The sequence below is a fragment of the Bacillus sp. FSL K6-6038 genome (genome assembly GCF_038050455.1).
Lineage (GTDB): Bacteria > Bacillota > Bacilli > Bacillales > Bacillaceae_G > Bacillus_A > Bacillus_A pseudomycoides.
The window spans coordinates 2282089-2298977 of sequence record NZ_JBBOUH010000001.1; the positions used below are offsets into that span (position 1 = coordinate 2282089).

At 34.6% G+C, this 16889-nt stretch carries 21 protein-coding genes and 5 pseudogenes; 15 read left to right on the top strand and 11 right to left on the bottom strand.

The annotated features are described in order from the left end of the window. The first annotated feature begins 70 nt into the window (after nt 1-70). Nucleotides 71-706 (top strand): phosphatase PAP2 family protein, encoded by a 636-nt coding sequence (locus NSQ40_RS11800; protein WP_018766370.1) that lies wholly within the window; start codon nt 71-73, stop codon nt 704-706. On the opposite strand, the gene NSQ40_RS11805 is transcribed toward NSQ40_RS11800, so the two are convergent. From NSQ40_RS11805 to NSQ40_RS11815, 3 genes and pseudogenes are all read right to left on the bottom strand, one after another. Further along, on the bottom strand, nt 693-1574 hold the full coding sequence (locus tag NSQ40_RS11805; protein WP_141521868.1) for a cation diffusion facilitator family transporter: 882 nt from the start codon (nt 1572-1574) through the stop codon (nt 693-695). The genes NSQ40_RS11800 and NSQ40_RS11805 overlap by 14 nt on opposite strands. 597 nt (nt 1575-2171) lie before the next feature. After that, a complete protein-coding gene (locus tag NSQ40_RS11810) occupies nt 2172-2486 on the bottom strand; it encodes a thioredoxin family protein (protein WP_016114761.1) in 315 nt (104 codons plus the stop codon). Between the two features lie 79 nt (nt 2487-2565). Next, nucleotides 2566-3676: pseudogene (locus tag NSQ40_RS11815) on the bottom strand (IS3 family transposase). A gap of 196 nt (nt 3677-3872) precedes the next feature. Here NSQ40_RS11815 and NSQ40_RS11820 point away from each other — a divergent pair. The 4 genes from NSQ40_RS11820 to NSQ40_RS11835 all read left to right on the top strand — a co-directional run bounded on the left by NSQ40_RS11820 (nt 3873) and on the right by NSQ40_RS11835 (nt 6373). Further along, on the top strand, nt 3873-4103 hold the full coding sequence (locus NSQ40_RS11820) for a hypothetical protein (protein WP_003205141.1): 231 nt from the start codon (nt 3873-3875) through the stop codon (nt 4101-4103). A 606-nt stretch (nt 4104-4709) separates the two neighbouring features. Then, nucleotides 4710-4967, top strand: coding sequence for a hypothetical protein (locus NSQ40_RS11825; protein ID WP_033797007.1), 258 nt, complete (start codon nt 4710-4712; stop codon nt 4965-4967). 535 nt (nt 4968-5502) lie between these two features. After that, nucleotides 5503-5727 (top strand): hypothetical protein, encoded by a 225-nt coding sequence (locus tag NSQ40_RS11830; protein ID WP_033796134.1) that lies wholly within the window; start codon nt 5503-5505, stop codon nt 5725-5727. Nucleotides 5728-6148: 421 nt separating this feature from the next. Beyond that, nucleotides 6149-6373: a hypothetical protein gene (locus NSQ40_RS11835; protein ID WP_098159111.1), complete on the top strand. Its 225-nt coding sequence runs from the start codon at nt 6149-6151 to the stop codon at nt 6371-6373. Nucleotides 6374-6448: 75 nt separating this feature from the next. On the opposite strand, the gene NSQ40_RS11840 is transcribed toward NSQ40_RS11835, so the two are convergent. Continuing rightward, nucleotides 6449-6655, bottom strand: a complete 207-nt coding sequence (locus NSQ40_RS11840; RefSeq protein ID WP_080547207.1) for a hypothetical protein — start codon at nt 6653-6655, stop codon at nt 6449-6451. 361 nt (nt 6656-7016) lie between these two features. Here NSQ40_RS11840 and NSQ40_RS11845 point away from each other — a divergent pair, with 361 nt between their 5' ends. From NSQ40_RS11845 to NSQ40_RS11880, 8 genes and pseudogenes are all read left to right on the top strand, one after another. Then, nucleotides 7017-7409, top strand: coding sequence for a hypothetical protein (locus tag NSQ40_RS11845; RefSeq protein WP_098159116.1), 393 nt, complete (start codon nt 7017-7019; stop codon nt 7407-7409). 155 nt (nt 7410-7564) lie between these two features. Beyond that, the gene (locus tag NSQ40_RS11850) at nt 7565-7894 is read left to right on the top strand and encodes an HNH endonuclease signature motif containing protein (protein ID WP_033797346.1); all 330 of its coding nucleotides are present in this window, start codon (nt 7565-7567) and stop codon (nt 7892-7894) included. Beyond that, nucleotides 7839-8670, top strand: a pseudogene (locus NSQ40_RS11855) (terminase TerL endonuclease subunit); the annotation flags it as partial. The gene NSQ40_RS11850 and the pseudogene NSQ40_RS11855, both read left to right, overlap by 56 nt. A gap of 60 nt (nt 8671-8730) precedes the next feature. Then, the gene (locus tag NSQ40_RS11860) at nt 8731-9915 is read left to right on the top strand and encodes a distal tail protein Dit (RefSeq protein ID WP_240522754.1); all 1185 of its coding nucleotides are present in this window, start codon (nt 8731-8733) and stop codon (nt 9913-9915) included. 90 nt (nt 9916-10005) lie between these two features. Then, a complete protein-coding gene (locus NSQ40_RS11865; RefSeq protein WP_341286112.1) occupies nt 10006-10581 on the top strand; it encodes a tail fiber domain-containing protein in 576 nt (191 codons plus the stop codon). Between the two features lie 33 nt (nt 10582-10614). Then, nucleotides 10615-10848 (top strand): hemolysin XhlA family protein, encoded by a 234-nt coding sequence (locus NSQ40_RS11870; protein ID WP_003207144.1) that lies wholly within the window; start codon nt 10615-10617, stop codon nt 10846-10848. Nucleotides 10849-10906: 58 nt separating this feature from the next. Then, on the top strand, nt 10907-11089 hold the full coding sequence (locus NSQ40_RS11875; protein ID WP_371394253.1) for a holin: 183 nt from the start codon (nt 10907-10909) through the stop codon (nt 11087-11089). Next, nucleotides 11086-12071: pseudogene (locus NSQ40_RS11880) on the top strand (N-acetylmuramoyl-L-alanine amidase). Before NSQ40_RS11875 ends, NSQ40_RS11880 begins: the two are co-directional and overlap by 4 nt. 143 nt (nt 12072-12214) lie before the next feature. On the opposite strand, the gene NSQ40_RS11885 reads toward NSQ40_RS11880, so the two are convergent. From NSQ40_RS11885 to NSQ40_RS11905, 5 genes and pseudogenes are all read right to left on the bottom strand, one after another. Then, nucleotides 12215-12559, bottom strand: coding sequence for a hypothetical protein (locus NSQ40_RS11885; RefSeq protein WP_018782190.1), 345 nt, complete (start codon nt 12557-12559; stop codon nt 12215-12217). An 18-nt stretch (nt 12560-12577) separates the two neighbouring features. Further along, nucleotides 12578-13474 (bottom strand): polymorphic toxin type 17 domain-containing protein, encoded by an 897-nt coding sequence (locus tag NSQ40_RS11890; RefSeq protein WP_335371467.1) that lies wholly within the window; start codon nt 13472-13474, stop codon nt 12578-12580. Nucleotides 13475-13536: 62 nt separating this feature from the next. After that, nucleotides 13537-14158 (bottom strand): annotated as a pseudogene (locus tag NSQ40_RS11895) (T7SS effector LXG polymorphic toxin); the annotation flags it as partial. Beyond that, nucleotides 14155-14517 carry a DUF3958 family protein gene (locus NSQ40_RS11900; protein WP_003209895.1) on the bottom strand — a complete coding sequence of 121 codons (363 nt, stop codon included), beginning with the start codon at nt 14515-14517 and terminating at the stop codon, nt 14155-14157. The pseudogene NSQ40_RS11895 and the gene NSQ40_RS11900, both read right to left, overlap by 4 nt. Nucleotides 14518-14558: 41 nt before the next feature. Then, entirely contained in the window at nt 14559-14834 is a 276-nt protein-coding gene (locus tag NSQ40_RS11905) for a TIGR04197 family type VII secretion effector (protein ID WP_003203830.1), read from the bottom strand. Nucleotides 14835-15124: 290 nt separating this feature from the next. Between NSQ40_RS11905 and NSQ40_RS11910 the strand changes: the two are divergent. Continuing rightward, a pseudogene (locus NSQ40_RS11910) lies at nt 15125-15238 on the top strand (N-acetylmuramoyl-L-alanine amidase); the annotation flags it as partial. A 33-nt stretch (nt 15239-15271) separates the two neighbouring features. Here the strand turns inward: NSQ40_RS11910 and NSQ40_RS11915 are convergent. Beyond that, complete coding sequence (locus NSQ40_RS11915; RefSeq protein WP_097786938.1) at nt 15272-15823, bottom strand: sunset domain-containing protein; 552 nt, start codon at nt 15821-15823, stop codon at nt 15272-15274. A gap of 124 nt (nt 15824-15947) precedes the next feature. On the opposite strand from NSQ40_RS11915, the gene NSQ40_RS11920 reads away from it, so the two are divergent. Beyond that, nucleotides 15948-16532, top strand: a complete 585-nt coding sequence (locus NSQ40_RS11920) for a restriction endonuclease (protein WP_098159114.1) — start codon at nt 15948-15950, stop codon at nt 16530-16532. On the opposite strand, the gene NSQ40_RS11925 is transcribed toward NSQ40_RS11920, so the two are convergent. Beyond that, the gene (locus NSQ40_RS11925; RefSeq protein WP_033798329.1) at nt 16529-16747 is read right to left on the bottom strand and encodes a helix-turn-helix domain-containing protein; all 219 of its coding nucleotides are present in this window, start codon (nt 16745-16747) and stop codon (nt 16529-16531) included. The two genes, NSQ40_RS11920 and NSQ40_RS11925, sit on opposite strands and share 4 nt — an antisense overlap. Nucleotides 16748-16889: the final 142 nt, after the last annotated feature.

The window sequence follows — 16889 nt, forward strand, 5'->3', positions numbered from 1 at the left end:
AAAAAAGAAATGGGGAGGAAAACTAAAACAACCGCTCCATTTCTTATTTTTATATAGTGAGGTTATGTATGTGAAACGATATCGACATGTATACTTGTTAAGTACGTTACTCATTTGTTTTGTCGGATTATCACTTTCGTATCATACCGCTTGTATTGAGAGATTTGATGATGTTATTTCCAAATTTATTCAAGGTTTTCGGAACGATTATTTGACAGCTTATTTTACCTGGATGTCTTATATTGGTTCAAAAAAAATATATTTTCCAGTATTAATCATAGTTGTAATGTACTTTCTCATTCGAAAAAAGTTGTTAAGTGCGTTATTTTTAATCGTTAATTATTATGGATCTCGTTATCTTAACAGCCTCTTAAAATTATGGTACGAGCGCCCAAGACCGGATGTCACGCAGCTTGTTACAGCTACAGGGTATAGTTTTCCGAGCGGCCATACGATGAATGCTACAGCATTTTTAGGGTTTATCGCCTATGTAACAATCACAGAACATCGCATTACACTGCATAAAAAGTTGTTGCTTATTTTTATTACATGTTTTGTTATATTTTCTATTTCTGTTAGCCGTGTATATCTCGGTGTCCATTATCCATCCGATATATTAGCGGGCTGGGCAGCGGGTGGAAGTTGGCTTATTTTATGTATTATGTTTCATCAAGCATTCATCAAAAAAGAACCTATGTCATCATAGGTTCTTTTTGCATAGGTTCAACATGAATATGAGTGTGTAAAATTCCAAATTTTCGTTCTAACATTTCTTCAATTTTATCGGTAATATGATGGCTTTTACTCACGTCCATATGGGCATCTACTTCAATCGTAATATCCACATACGTTTGGTTTCCATACATACGTGCGCGAATATCAACAATATGTTCAACACCAGAAACGAGTCTGACAGCTTGTGAATATTCCTCCATTTTATCCGGATCAATGCCGTCAGTTAACATATGAGAAGCTTCTATAAAGATGTCCCACGCGGTTTTGCAAATAATAAAGCCAACGATTAACGCCGCAATTGGATCGAGGATAGGCATGTGGAACTGTGATGCTACAATGCCGACAACTGTACCTATACTCACGAGAGCATCTGATAAATTATCTTTTGCAGCGGCTTCTAATGCTTTACTTTTTGTTCGCTGCGCAATTTTATTATTATATTTGTACACGACGTACATGACGACAGCACAAAATAAGGCAACCCATGCTGCAAGTACATTTGGTGCGGTTTTTTGCGGAGTGAAAAACGATTGAATTGCACTTACGATTACTTCTAAGCTGACCGTCGCCATAATAAAGGAGGCAACAAGTGAAGCGATTTGTTCTGCACGTGAATGTCCGTATGGATGATCCGGATCACGGGGTTTACGAGAAATTTTAAGACCAATTAATACAGCTAAAGAAGCACCAATATCTGTTAAGTTATTTAAACCATCCGCCCGTAATGCACTGGAAAGGGCAATATAGCTAATTACGATTTTCAGTGATGATAAAAATATGTAGGCGATAATGCTGACAATAGCTCCTTTATCAGCTTCTTTATTAGAAAGTGAATTCATAATGATCACTCACCTTTCTGTTAGGAAATTCTTTCTATTAATAGAGTATCAAACGAAACTCGTGTGGGTCTATACAAACATTGTTGACGCTTTATAGTTTTTTAAGTAGGGGATAACAAAGTTTCGCAAAGGAAAAATATGTTGCAAAGTACAAAGTGAGAAAAGGTAAAAATTTCATCGGATTTCCTTTGCGATATAAGGAAGGGGGGAGATGCGCAAAATATTATCCTGCTTTTTACGATCCTTAGTATCACAGGGGGTAAGTCGTCCGATGAGGAAGCAAGATATTTCTATGCTATCGATATCTATTTCGAAAGGGTTTGGCGGTTTAAATGAAGGTTATTTTATGAATATTGAATGAAGATGAACAAAAATTAAAGGGGATTAATAATCTGCTATATGATTTGTTAATTACATATAAAAATGGAGATGTATCTTGGAGATGAAGGAGAAAGACGTATCCTAATGTATATTGGTCAAGAGGAAATAGCCTATTACACTTCTGAAGAAATGACTAAGTAATTACGAAAGAAAATCATTAAAAAAGACTAAAAAAGTGCCTCTGAAAGAATATATCTCAGAGGCACTTCTTCTATTTTAGTATGCTTCTAAAAACTCAGTAACTTGCTCTTCTGTTTTTGCGTTTGCACTATGTAAATGACCAAGTTTTTCACCATTTTGATACACTAATAAGCTAGGAATTCCCATTACTTGATACTCTTCTGCAATACTTGGGAACTCATCTTTATTAATAGAATACCATTCGAATTTCTGGAACTCTTCCATTACATCTCCGATAAAGTTGTCCATACGTACACAATCTGGGCACCATGTAGTGAAGAACTTAACTACTACTGGCTCCTCGCTTGCGATAATGTCTTTAAATTCCTTTTCAGACTTGATTTCTTTCATGTTTTTTGCTCCTTTCAATTTTATACGAATCTGCTAGTATTTTTATGCAAAATCCGTATTTGCAAACATTTTACAAACATTAGTGTTTTTGAAATAGATTATTTGCAAAATCTTCAACTGCTTTTTCTTGTAGTCCTGGTACGACATGCGAGTAGGTGTCTAATGTGATGCCTACTCTTTTATGTCCTAAACGTTTACTTACAATCTTCGGATGAATACCTTGTTTCAACATTAAAGTTGCATGAGTATGCCTTAGATCATGGAACCAAATATCAGGAACTTCACTTTTCTTTATAAGCTTTTTCCAGAGCTGTGTCAAATTTCTGAAATTGCAAGGATTACCATTGAAAGTAGGACAAACCAAATCATAGTCGTTATATTCGCTTCCGTATCGCTCTTTTACTACAAGATTCGTTGTCATATTTCGTGAAAATAAATACCCTATAATTTTCTTAGAATACAAATCCATGACAGATGCAAGATAACACCAAACGTCTTTTTGGGTGTGAATGTAGGTAATATCAGCTACCCATTTTTCATTTATTGTAGTTGTAGAAAAGTCTTGTTCTAATAAATTTGTCCGTTCCTCTACGGTTGATTTTGAAGAATGTGGTTTGTATTTCTTTAAGATAATGGAACGAATATCTTCTTTTCTCATGAGCCGTTGCACACGCTTTATGCTTACTTGTAATCCTTGTTCCAATAGTATTTGATGAATCCTAGGTGCACCGTAACGACCTTCACTGTCTTGATGAATTTGTATAATTTTTTTGGTTAATTTTTTATTTTCACGACTACGCTTTGACTCTGTTTTATGCTGAGATTGGTAGTAAGAACTTCTCGCTATCCCAAGAGTTTGGCACATCATATGAACAGAGTGCGTTTCTTTTTGACAATCAATAAATGGGTGTAATTCTGTATCTTTTATTTTCTCGCGAATATGGCCATAGTCTTTTTTGAAATTTCATTCTCTTCTTTTAGACGAAGCATTTCTTTTTTCATTCGTTTTAGATCTTCTAGTGTCATTTCATCTTCATCAACTGATGTGATAGGAGAATATATTTTAATCCATTTATAAACGGTTACTTCTGATACGCCATACTCGCTGCTTAATTGTTTTACAGATTGTCCTGAACGATATAATTCAACCACCATTTTTTAAACTCTTCATTAAATTTCTTGTTTGTCATACGGACACCTCCTCCTTGAAACCCATTGTAAGGACGTAACTAAGTTGTGTCCATATGACTATACTAACTCCATACATGCTGATAGATTTGGACTTTATAGTTGAATTATAAGATTAAGTTTTGTTAACAGTAAATTATGCTGAGGGAGTATTCGTTTTATTAGTGAAAAAGTGGCATTTATTCAACTGTAGCTTTCTTGACATTTTTTCTGGATTTAACTTTTGCTGTAGGGCTACCTTTTTTACTAATTGATTTTTCTTCATCTATTGGTCCTATGCTGAAAATTGGAGTAGTTACGGTTATTTTAGAATTAATACATAAAGCTATTCACGCTGATTATGTTTATTTTGAGAAGGATACAGGACGTAGGGATTATGAAATAAGTCCAGCAAAGAAAATAAACCTAGATAAGAAAAGAGATAAATAGTGTGTAAGTATAAAGAGTATCTGCATAAGATGCTTTTTTATTTGGAGATTGTTTTATCTGCAAATATATAAGAAGTAAATATCGTCCTTATGGTGAGAAATAGAAAATCTGTTATTTCGTCGTACAAAAGCCATCTATATATAGACCAAACTTAATAATAAGTAGGTTATATAAAACTTCATGTACCGTATGGAGTTTCGTATAACCTACTAAAAGATAGCCGTCCAAACAATAGGATGAATCAAAATTTGACTAAAAAGAAATGAAGGATATTCACTTTTGTTTTTTTATCGATACCTAGGTGTTCCTAGAAGTTTTGAATTAGGAGAATTAATTTACCCCGCTCTATACTGAATGTAAGTCTGGGGTTGGTAAACAAGGAAGCTTTTGCTCTTTTTTCGGTCATTGACGTAAAGCGTGTAGTTTAAAGTATATAGTGCGGTGATCGAGAAAAGAATGAGAGTAATCTTATTCTTGAAGAGATACTTTTTACCGTTTGTTATCTCTCTCATCCCCTCTAGATCTGTCACCTTTCGGTGATGGCTTTTTATTTTGTAGGATTTTCCTGTTTTCTGTCGAATAGATAGAGTGGGAGAGGAGAGAGAAATAGTGTACTGTGATGATGAAATCTTAAAAGAATTAACAGTAGGAAAAATATACTCCGAACGACAAATTTCAAGTTTGTTACATACCGATAGAACAAAATCATTGGTTTTATGTGATTCCGTATCAAGATTTGGTGACTCTGAGACTGAAAGATTTCAAGTGATGGGTAAATACGAAACATACATTCATAAAAATGAAGATTATTCTTATCATATACCTTCAAGAAAGACGATGGTTTATGTTATAGAAAAGGTTTAATGGCATCCAAAATGGGTGCTTTTTTCTATGTTATAAGAAATTACATAATAACAGAGAATGCGAATAGGCCTATAATCATATACATTTGTATAGAGTTTGCTTCCAACGTGTTACCCCTATCTATAGAAGAGCACTCACTAAAGGGGTGCTCTTCTTCACATTGCGATAAGGACAAGCATATGCTGAAGTATAGGACAAGCCACCTGCTTATTCTATTCAACATTCATTCTTGGGAGCATCCACTGGATTGGATGCTCTTTTTCACGTATTAAAGTGGACAAGCATATACTGCTTGTACCTCATTAACTTTAGCCGCTATATCTTGTGTTAATGAAGACTCTCGCAATCCCTTGAAGAGTGCTCGCGGAAACGGGTGCTCTTTTTTATTAAACAAAATGGACATTTGGATAGATAATCGTCTCTCTCTTAAAATAACCTTAAATATATTATAGATTTAAGAATATAAAAAAATAGATGGTATAATTTTCTAAAACAACCTAAATAAAGTTGATTTTAGAAAAGGGGTAGAGGGAAAATGTTTCAGAAATTCAAATTTTATTTAATCAGCCTTGCGGTCAGTTCAATATTAGGGGGGATTATCGTAGGTGCTAATTTCTTGATCCAAAACATCTATTATTTAGTTATGGATAAAGGATTTCATTTTAATATGTGGCCTTCTGTTATTATATTTTGCATCGTATTTGTTTCGGGTTTCACATATATGTTGAGACAAGGTCCAGATATACTTATTAATGATTAATTCTATAGTTACTTCGTTAGATGCTACCCAGATCATGGTGGCGTCTTGTTTGTTGTTAAGGAAAGATAAGGAATAATGTAGTTTTAAAGCGATTTAGAAAATATAGAACGTCAATTCAAAATAAGTGGTATAATTTACTTGTCATAGGGGTTTATTTCATATAAATGTAGATAAAGGAAAATCGGGTGACTCATATGGAAGAGGCGAATCCCAATGAAACTAAGGCGGTATTAAAGCTGTGGCTTACATTCTTCTCTATTTACCTTTACTTACATTTTTATTAATTTATTATGATATAGATGTTGATTTAAAGTATATTATTTGAAGTGGCGAATCCGCTGCTTTTTTATTTTATAAAGAAGTAATGCTGATATGGTATATCCTTTCATGGTAATATCATAGTAAAAAAGAGGGTATATGAATGTTAGGTTTATGCTTGATTGTATTAGGAATTTTTATTATCTGTATTACAACATTATATGAAATAAGGAAAGTTAGAGGTATAAGTTGGAGAGAAGTTCTAGCATTCCCTGTAGGATTAATTTTAGGTATGATTTTCGATCACTTTGATTTACCGGAGTTTTTAATATTGGTAGGCTTAATATGTATTGTGGTAGGTAGCGTTATGGTAATGGGTATTATATAAGGAAATCTAAACACAGAAGCATCTAAATAGGATGCTTTTTTATTTTATAAAGGAAAAGGAACCAATCCAGGCTCCTTAGTTTGATTCTGAAGTTTTGTAGTTTTTCTTGATGATATCCTTTATGTCGATGGTAAAAGATATAAGGAATATCACAACCAGAACAACATTTACCCAGTAATATGTATTTCCTGTTGTGAATTTATTATAAAAGGATTGGACATTATACAATATCAGCATTGCTGAGAAGAAAGCGGAGCATGCTAACGTACCAAAACTTTTCATAATGGTCACCTCAATTCTAAAAGTTATGAATTTTATATAATTATAACATCAAAATAAATGGATTTAAAATAAAATATAAGGGAATTACCACGAGGTGGTGAATATGGCTAGGCAAAGAAGCTCAGATTGTGAAAAGGCATTTGAAATAAGATTATTTTGAGTGAATTGGATAAATGTAGTTCGACACAATTATGCTAAATTTTACTACAAAGAACATTTTCTTTCTAAATGCAAGAAGAATTTACAAAAAAATACATAGAAGTATATATATGTAATGTTGGGGGTGAGTCGGATTTTTATAATGGGTGAGAGCTGTAATTCATTCATTTCAATTAACTTTATACGTAAGGGAGAGAAAAATTTGAAAAGAAAAATTGATACAGCAGTCGTTGGTTTATCTGTTTTAGGTTTTGGAATCTTTGGTGTTGCTGATGGAAATGGTGGAGGTATCGTTCAGGCGGCTTCGATAGGAGATGGTGGTGGAGCGCCAGCTAATAATAAAGGAGATACTTGGTCTCCAAGTTATGCCCATGGAGATCATGGAGGAGCGCCTGTTTACAATCACGGTGATGTGCCTGCACCAAAATTAGAAGCGGATGGAGATCATCATGCGCCTTCATATTCTGATGGTCACACTGGAGGATCTCCAGCTAATTCAGAGCATGGTACAGGTTGGTCCCCAAGTTATGCAGATGAAGACACTGGAGGATCTCCTGCTTATAACAAAGGAGACACTCCGTCTCCAAGATTGTAAATTATATGTTAGAAAAAAGAACCCACTAGAGGATGGTCTCCTTTTCAATAAATGAGTGATCTATCTAAATACAAATAAGTAAAGACTCGAATAATTGTACATTTTGATATTAAGAATTACAATATATACTTTAGGAATTACCGCGAGGTGGGTGAATGGCGAAGAAATACGCAAAACGCTTTTATAAGTCATTGGCGTGGAAGAAGTGTAGAGCGTCATATATATTATCAACATTGGATGGTATGTGTGAACATTGTAAAGAAGAACCTGGATACATCGTTGACCATATAGTTGAGATCACACCAGAGAATATAAACAATCCAGATATAACATCGAATCATGATAACTTAAAATACTTATGCTTACCTTGTCATAATACAAAGACGTTTGGTAAGTCTGTATTAATTAGAGAAGATGTAATGTTTGATGAGAATGGTGAAAAAATCACCAGTCCTTTCAAAAAGAATTCGAACGTTAGTAGCTGAAATGATTTCAGATTTTAACGATGGTTCTTTCAAACCTCTTTCAAGTGATTCAAATACACTTGATGGACTTAACGTGCATTGTTCGTTAATAGATGAACTACATGCAATTGAAGATAAAAATCTTTATGATGTTATTGTCGATGGTATGACGGCACGTGAGCAACCAATTTCTATTATTACAACAACTGCCGGAACTGTCAGAGAAGGAATCTTTGATATTAAATATGAAGAAGCCTATTATAAACGGTTATGATGATCCAGCAGGTTACAAAGACGAAAGAGTTCTCCCGATTATTTATGAGCTTGATAAAAGGGAAGAATGGATTGACCCAAAGTGTTGGAAAAAAGCAAATCCAGGATTGGGAACTATCAAAAACGAGGACCAACTAAAAAATAAAGTTGAAAAGGCCAAAGCTAATCCTCTGTTAGTTAAAAACTTGTTAACAAAAGATTTTAATATAAGAGAAACATCAACGGAAGTGTGGCTAACTTTTGAACAATTAAATAATCCTAATATTTTTGATATAGCTCAATTAAAACCTTTGTATGGAATTGGCGGTTGTGATTTATCTTCAACTACCGATTTAACAGTAGCGAAGGTTATTTTTATGGTATCAGATGATCCTCATATTTATGTTAAACAAATGTATTGGCTTTCTGAGGATTTACTTGAACAAAGAAGTAAAGAAGATAAAATACCTTATGATTTATGGTACGAACAAGGGTTGTTAAGGACAACACCAGGGAATTCTGTTCATTATAAATTTGTAACAGAAAGAAACTCAGCCTTTAAGGGTTAGGGTTTCTTTTGTTTTATAAAGAAAAGAGGTGTCAAAATGAGTTCTTTTACATTTAATAATCAACGTAAAAATTTCATTCAAATAGGAAAAGGATGGAAAAGACCAGCATGGGCGCCATTAAAGAGAAATTTATTGCAAGTTCCTAATTATCCAGGCGCTAGATTATTAAGTACCGAAACCGATATTCGCGTACTTCCTATTCCAGTAGGAAGTATTGTTCCAGATGGATCTGTTTTAGAAAAGTTAAAAGAAGAAATCGCTGATTGGCTTATCACAGAACAGCCGGTTGAGCTTATTTTTGATGCAGAACCGGATAGAATTTATATGGCTGTTGTGGATGAAGGTTTTGATCCAGATGAATTTGTTACTCTTGGTCAAGGTGTAATCAAGTTCATTTGTCCAATGCCTTATAAACTATCAAAAGATAAAAAGAAATACACAATGATTAATCAAAATTCTACTTTTAAAGCAGACGTAGAAAACAAAGGGACAGCGGAGGCAATCCCACTGATTACCCTAACAGCAGCACGAGAAAGCACATTCTTTGATCTTGATACTGATGATGGACAGTTCTTTCGAATTGGTTATCCAGCAACTGTGGAGGAAAAGCCTTTTATTAGAGAAGAACTAATTGCAGATTTACCTATGACTCCAATAGGATGGACAACAGCGAATTACATGGATTTCGGGAAAGTTGCAGGCTCATTTGCAAATTTAGGTGAGGGTCCACTCCAGGCTGCTGATTACGGTACAGGGACTGGATGGCATGGTCCTGCATTGAAACGTTCGCTTTCAGTTCCTATCCAAAATTTCAGGGTAGAAGTTGACTTAGATTTTCAAATGACATCGTACGAAATCGAACGAATGGAAGTATATTTATTAGACGAAGCTAGCGAAATCATAGGGGAAATTGCAATTTGGCGTAATCAATTTATACGTCTCATAGAAAGTGGTGTCGTTCGTCTGTATGTCGGTTATCATAGACGATTGGATGGAGATGTACAACCGACTATTATCTTAGGAGGAGACAATACTCTTAGCGGTGTTCTAGGTGCTTTGCAAGTGACTCAAATGAGAGTAGGATTATCTGATGCTAGTACAAATATCGGACTAGTAGATGAGGTAATAAATGGAGTTACATATAAATCAGTTTTTTTGGAAATGCAAAGAAGTGGAATCAGAGTATTACATGCTAACGATTTCCAAGTTCTCTACTCTTGAAATGGAAAATGGCATTTCAGACGCGGTAAAACTAGTTCATACAGTTCATCATTAACAATATCTGATAATGGTTCGGATACTGATTTAGTAATGCCGAACGTAACAATGCGAAACAGTAGAGTTACGGGATATACAGGAGTTGTTCAGTTTTCAACTCCGAATATTGTTGGTGATGGATGGGGAGGAGTGCAAGCTCATATAATAGCTCCAAGTTTACGAGAATACAAATCAAATATTCGTGATGTACCTTTTTCAGCTTTAGAGAAAGTTAGAAATGTTAAGGTGAGGGAGTTTAATTATAAGGGTGATGTGAATTTACTTTATGAAATGAGGGAGAACAAAGATCCTAATGATCCTCCTTTAACAACGAAAGACATCAAACAATATTATGGTCTTATTGTTGATGAATCAGATGAAGTCTTTGTTGATAAAGATAAAACAGGTACTCACTTATATTCCATGGCATCGTTAACGATGAAAGCAGTTCAAGAACTAGAGGGAAAACATGATCAAGATATAGCGGTATTAAAAGGACAATTAGAAGCAAAAGACGCAGAGATAGCAGCAATGAATAATCGAATAGCATCTTTAGAAGCTTTAGTTCAAAGTTTAATCGATAAAGGAAGCCAAACAGAAGCGTCAACAACAACAACAGAGCAGCAATAGCTGGTCTTTTTTATTTTGTAAAGGAGTGAAACGATGCAAAAGATTATCGATTTGAAACAAGAGATCCAACAAATTAAATCAGATCAAAAAGACATGCAACGCGATATTCGTAATTTAGAAACACGTACGACAGTCAACGAAAAGGACATTGTAAATATAAATAATCAGCTCGAAAAGATTAGTGCCAATACTACATGGATTCTCCGCATCATCATTGGTGCAATAGTCGCCGGATTGCTCGGTCTATTAATGAAAGGATGTGTATAAGTTGGTTGAAGTCAGTGTAATAATTGCAGTCGTTGTAGCATTAGCACAAGTGACGAAAATGCTCGGGTTACAAACTAAATATATCTCATTGCTTAATTTAGCGCTTGGCACTTTGCTAGGCGTTTTATTTTTGCCTTTTGACATAAAAATGAACGTATTCCAAGGACTCATCATTGGTTTGTCAGCTAGTGGACTATACGATCACTCCAAAATTATGAAAAAGGATGTTGATAATAAATGAAAAAATCAATCAAACTAGTTTCTTCTGTATTTATGACTCTATTGCTCCTGTTAAGCTTTGCTAGAGGGGCTTATGAGGGCGTTGTGGCACATAGTACAGCAACTCCAGAAGCGCCAGCTATTAACATTCAAAAATATGAAACTCGTACATGGCGAAATGCATTCGTACATTATGCAGTCGATTGGAATGAAACGATCCAAATTGGTGATACAAAATACATTGCTTACGGTGGAGGACCTGGCGCGAATAAACGTTTTGTACATGTAGAGCTTTGCGAAACTACAGATTATGATAAATTTAAACGTTCATATGACAAATACGTGAAGCTACTAGCTAAAATTTTACGTGACCGCGGATTATCTGTAGAAAAAGGATTGTGGACTCACTATGATGTAACGAAGTATCTTGGCGGCACAGATCATGAGGATCCACTTGATTACTTACGTAGTCACGGTGTATTAGAAGCACAATTTCGTGCTGATGTGAAACGTGCATATAATAACAGTGATGTTTCTGTTCCGGAACAACCATCTAAACCAGGCGAACCAGTAGCGAATGTGGAAGGTATTGCATATATTGAAGGTTACAATGTAAATCTTCGCAAAGGACCAGATGCAAGTTACTCTGTTATTCGTCAGTTAAATAAACCAGAATCTTATAAAGTATGGGGCGAAAAAGACGGATGGTTAAATCTTGGTGGAAATCAGTGGGTATATAATAACCCTTCTTACATCAAGTTTGAAAAAAAGAGCCAGTTAATCCGATTGCAGGAAAACGTCTTGTTTCTAAAGTGGACAACCTACGTTTCTATGATTCCCCATCATGGCAGGATAAAGATGTTGCTGGTTCTTTAGATGCAGGATTAGGATTCACGATCGATGCTAAGGTAAATATTAACGGATCATCACAATACAAAGTGCATAACAGCAAAGGAAAAACATACTATGTAACTGCAAATGAAGCCTATGTATATGTGAAGTAAGAGTTGCAAAAGAGCATCCACTTAAAGGATGCTCTTTTGTATAATATATTTTTTACTGCTTGTTTAATCATTTTATCAAGATAGTTATGTTTATTTACCTAGAAAGCTTGAAAGGCATTTAGTCAATCAAGGTTATCAAAAAATTATTCAAAGTCTTCAAACCAACAAGTGAAAAATCGTACTTTGTCATTAAAAAACACTGTACCTTCAGTATTGATAGTAGAGCTAACAGAAATTTTCCCCTTATCCCACAACCACTTATTTGATATCTTTTCAAGTATTTTTTCTGCTTCCTTAATATCAAGAATGCTTTTTGACGTTTCTATATTACACACAATCTTAAACCAACCATCAAATTTCCAGTAAGGTTCATTTGAGCTTACATCATGTGAAGTAATCATGGTGTCTATTTTTTTAAATAATTCATGCAATATTGTCAATGCTTCGTTCTTATTCTGACATTCTACAAATAAACTAAGTTGGAACATAATACTCCTCCTAATATGTTAGTGTGAAATTGTGTCATCTGGAGCAACGTTAATATATTTTTTTCCATTCTTCGTATATTTTCCCCATTCCTTCAATCCTTTTTCGGAGAGTTGTACATCCCATTCGAACTCAAAATTCTTTTTAGGATCCCCATGATAAGGGTCTTTCGTCCATACATTACCAAATTTATCAACGTACCCATTAAGCTGCCTATTAAACTTAACTTCCTTCCCTGGAATAAATCTGAAATGTCCTTTATTAGGTAACTCAGCCCTTGTCATTGGATTTGTTATATTATTTTGATACTCTACCCCTCGTTCTTCTTTGCGTTTGTAATAACCTCCATAAGCATCATTACCCATATCCTTAGCTTCATTAAAAAACCTTAGATCAAGTCCATTGGTATTAGCAAGAGCAAATTGATTTTTTGGCATTAGAATATTATTCAGCATGTCAACGCTTTGCTTAAGCTTATCGAAATTTATTACGTTTTTAATACCTTGTATAAAGTTTACACTTTCACTAAGTGTTGAGGTTTCACTTAACCTTGAAAATTTACCGAATTTTGAAATTTTATCTACACCTTTTGTTCCTACCAATAATTGGGCAGCTGCTAATTTAACTTGCATTTCTACATTTCCAAACCATTTAGCTCTGCTATTCCAATCTCCATTTACAACATCTTGATTCCATGAATCAGAAATAGCTTGTTCTACAGCAGCAAATGTTTCGTCGATATGAGAAAGGGCATACACAGCGCTCTCAAAACTATCTATTGGGTGTAAGACTGTATTTAATATTCCTTTAAGTTCATCTAATACAGCTTCATTTTGTCCTTTTTTGTAGTTATAATATTGCCCGAGCAAAGGAGTATTTTCTATCTGATGAAAAAGTTTTTCGGACAACTGATCCATCGCTTCTATTTTGTTTTCGACAGCATCTTTAAATTTATCAAGTAACGATTTGTCTATTGTACTCTCTTCCTCAGACTGACGCTTCCTATCTTCTGTAATCGCTTGGATAGAATTCGTCCACTCCATATTTAACCCTTGTGTACTAAACGTACCACTTGCGAGACTAAAGCCTTTTCCACTTTGCACTTCGGCAAGACCCGTCGCGATGCTAGCAGCTAATTGAATTGCTGTACTATAGTTATTGCTAGAGGTCTGATTGAATTCATGTAGATGATCTAGCTTTTCTTGCAGTTTGTGTTTCATGACAGTAAAGAGATTCGCCATAGCGTCCATACCCGGGATTGGCATAGCTTGAATAACGGCTTCCATACTTGCTTTCATTCGATCAATTTCTTGAATTTGTTCTAATATTTCTTGTTCGATTACATCGTTGAAGCTACCTGTGATTGAAATTGACTTGGAAAGGCATCATTCTGACGGATTAATTCTTCACATAAGTAAATAATCCCTTGTGCTAAAGGACGAAAGGTTTGTATAAAAAATGATTTTGCACTGCTATATGTTTGTCCTTGTAGCACAAATCGACTGAATAGCTTGTTCCATCCCTTGAATGGTAGCCGTACATACAGCATTCATGCTTTGAGTCTGGTTCTGTACTTCTCCCAAATACATATTTAAACTCATGCATTGACCTCCCTTGCTACTTGTTGTTGCTGATAGGAAAGGTCATTTTCTAAATCACTAAGGTCTCGTCTTTCTTTAAGCAACGTTTCTTTTTGGTTTTCCAATTCGAATGTAAGTTTTCGCTCAATGTGTTGTGCTTCTTGACGCATATTCATAAAAAAATGAGATAATTCTCTATCGCCGTGCCAAGTTTCTAAAATACGGTTAAATAAACGATTACTTCGACTTTTCCATTCGTGAAAATCTGCTTCCGCATGCTCCTGGGTTTGAATCGCGGATTGATTTTGGTCCTGTTCTTCAAATACACTTCGTAACTTTTGATTTAATTGTTTGATTTGGTTTTCAATATCTTGACTCATCTTATTCCTCCTACCGTTTTACCTTTACGTAGGTTGTCACATTAGCGAAAAGTGTTGTGAAGTTCGTTATCCATTCTCTCAAACTCTTTAGCTACCGAATGAATATTATCGACCGCTTGTTGAAAGGCAACACAAAATTGTCTAGTCAAATCTAACATTTGTTGATTCGCTTCTTGTGCTTTGGAATTAACTGATAGCGTAGTACGCGCTGCCTTTGTTATAGAACGATTTGTCGCACTTTGAATCGTATCTGAAGCATTTCTTATTTGCGTAGCGATTTGTTCTGCTGTTTGAAATTTACTTTGAAATTGTCCCATCGCTTAAATCCTTTCCATATTTCTATAACGTATTAAGGAAGGGGAGTGCCTAGTATGATGTCCATTATCCTACTGTTCTTCATAGGAATACTCCTAAAAAATATTGCGGATTTAATTATAACAATAATTGGCTATGTTTTCCTTAAAAGATTTCCTTTTTATAACATGTGTGTTTTTTACAATCTTCAGTCGGTGGGGGAGAGTTCATAATGAGAGAGAGGACTTTGCCAGGAATGAAATGATAGATAAAGAGATTAGATATGACTTGAATAGTAGAGGTTAGTATAGTATTTATAATTGATGCGAATGTAAGTGCAAATGGTTCTTGTCAATACAAAGTACACAACAGCAAAGGCAAAACATACTATGTTACTGCAAACGAATCCTTTGTATATGTGAAGTAAAGTAAAACCGTCTCCCTTGCGGAGACGGTTTTACTATCTTTTTGACGCTCTATATCCCGCAGCTTTTGCTTCCGCTTCTGAGCAAAACATTTCTTCGGCATTTGTTTTATCATAAAACTGTTGTCCAGGCATATGATAAATTTTTTCACCCTTACTGTTTTTATTCCCTTTAATATTACAAGAGCCACCTTGCTCAGTTGACTGTTTTTGATTTGGTTGAGGAGCTGGAGTCGCAGCTTCTTGTTTAACTTGAGCCTGTTGTTCTTGTTGTTTCTTTTGCTCTTCTTCCTGTTGCTTTTTTAATTCTTGCTGTTTCTTTTGTTCTTCTTCTTGTTGCTTTTTCAATTCTTGTTGTTTCTTTTGCTCTTCTTCCTGCTGTTTTTTCAATTCCTCTTGTTTTCGTTCGTCTTCTTGTTTAGTTGGGGCTGTTTCTTTTACTTTTGTGTCCTCTTTTTTTGTAGTGTCCTTGTCACCATTAAAACATGAAGCAAGTAAAATAATTAATAGAATAATAATACCTAAACAACCTAAACACCCACACCCGCGGCGCTTTTTATCTTCTTTCTTATTTCCCACTTCTGACATTCTTATCCCCCTATGTATTACAATCTCAATATCGAGTATAACAAATGTTTAGTGATAATTTTACATGTTTTTTCGTAATTAGAATTCTTTTTGTAAGAAATACTACATTTATGGAGGTGTGTCTATGTTTTATACATTTCTAATTACTACATTTATTTTGTATTTTGCATGGTACATATATAAAAGAAGAAAAGACCATCACTTGTACCAGCTTATTTCTCGGTTCAATAAAGATGAAGAGTTTAAACGAACTCTTGCAATGGGGCTGTATTATCGGTTTAAAAAACCACAAGAAAATGAAAAATTTTCGTCTGTTTTTATACGCCAGACACCGCTAGAATTTGAAGTGTTTGTTGCGGATGTGATTGAACGATATCATGGCGGTACAACTGTTGTAACGACAGCATCAGGAGATTATGGTGTGGATTTTGAACATACTGTAAACGGAGAATTATATCTTGGCCAAGTGAAGTGTTTATGTAATGACATGTCTTACAAAGCAATTGCGCTTGTACATAGTAATATTGCTAAGCGTGGAGCAAAAGGTGGATATGTTGTTTCAACTGGTGGTTTTTCGAAAAATGCTAAACAGTACGCAAAAGAATTAAATGTAGAATTAATTGATGGATCTCGATTAGCTGAAATGTATATGGAATCCATTGAACGTCACCCATTACCTCAATATGTATTAAACCCTGCTAATAATTAATTAGCAGGATTTTCTTTTTGTACCTCATATAAATCATCAACTTTACACCCAAATATCTTCGCTAACTCGAATGCTTTATCAACTGGTGGATAAGACTTTCCAGTTACATAATTACTCATTTGATTCTGACTTATGTTTAATTGTTGAGCAACCCATTTTCCTTTTAATCCACTGTTTTTTAATAAGTTCCCGATTTTACTTCTAAGTACAATCATTTTCATCACCTGTTGAGTTATTCCGTATCGAACAACAAATCACCTTCAAAATTAAATTTATAAAAAAATCACAATTAAATTTGGATAGACATGCAAAATCCTTCTTTCTAGTTCATATACCTTTATCAAGACCACGAGGAAT

Coding starts and splice junctions, on each gene's coding strand:
- NSQ40_RS11805 (WP_141521868.1), bottom strand. CDS start 1,574: ATGAATTCACTTTCTAATAAAGAAGCTGATAAAGGAGCTATTGTCAGC.
- NSQ40_RS11810 (WP_016114761.1), bottom strand. CDS start 2,486: ATGAAAGAAATCAAGTCTGAAAAGGAATTTAAAGACATTATCGCAAGC.
- NSQ40_RS11830 (WP_033796134.1), top strand. CDS start 5,503: ATGTTTCAGAAATTCAAATTTTATTTAATCAGCCTTGCGGTCAGTTCA.
- NSQ40_RS11835 (WP_098159111.1), top strand. CDS start 6,149: ATGTTAGGTTTATGCTTGATTGTATTAGGAATTTTTATTATCTGTATT.
- NSQ40_RS11840 (WP_080547207.1), bottom strand. CDS start 6,655: ATGAAAAGTTTTGGTACGTTAGCATGCTCCGCTTTCTTCTCAGCAATG.
- NSQ40_RS11850 (WP_033797346.1), top strand. CDS start 7,565: ATGGCGAAGAAATACGCAAAACGCTTTTATAAGTCATTGGCGTGGAAG.
- NSQ40_RS11860 (WP_240522754.1), top strand. CDS start 8,731: ATGAGTTCTTTTACATTTAATAATCAACGTAAAAATTTCATTCAAATA.
- NSQ40_RS11865 (WP_341286112.1), top strand. CDS start 10,006: ATGCCGAACGTAACAATGCGAAACAGTAGAGTTACGGGATATACAGGA.
- NSQ40_RS11870 (WP_003207144.1), top strand. CDS start 10,615: ATGCAAAAGATTATCGATTTGAAACAAGAGATCCAACAAATTAAATCA.
- NSQ40_RS11875 (WP_371394253.1), top strand. CDS start 10,907: ATGCTCGGGTTACAAACTAAATATATCTCATTGCTTAATTTAGCGCTT.
- NSQ40_RS11885 (WP_018782190.1), bottom strand. CDS start 12,559: ATGTTCCAACTTAGTTTATTTGTAGAATGTCAGAATAAGAACGAAGCA.
- NSQ40_RS11890 (WP_335371467.1), bottom strand. CDS start 13,474: ATGGATCAGTTGTCCGAAAAACTTTTTCATCAGATAGAAAATACTCCT.
- NSQ40_RS11900 (WP_003209895.1), bottom strand. CDS start 14,517: ATGAGTCAAGATATTGAAAACCAAATCAAACAATTAAATCAAAAGTTA.
- NSQ40_RS11905 (WP_003203830.1), bottom strand. CDS start 14,834: ATGGGACAATTTCAAAGTAAATTTCAAACAGCAGAACAAATCGCTACG.
- NSQ40_RS11915 (WP_097786938.1), bottom strand. CDS start 15,823: ATGTCAGAAGTGGGAAATAAGAAAGAAGATAAAAAGCGCCGCGGGTGT.
- NSQ40_RS11920 (WP_098159114.1), top strand. CDS start 15,948: ATGTTTTATACATTTCTAATTACTACATTTATTTTGTATTTTGCATGG.
- NSQ40_RS11925 (WP_033798329.1), bottom strand. CDS start 16,747: ATGATTGTACTTAGAAGTAAAATCGGGAACTTATTAAAAAACAGTGGA.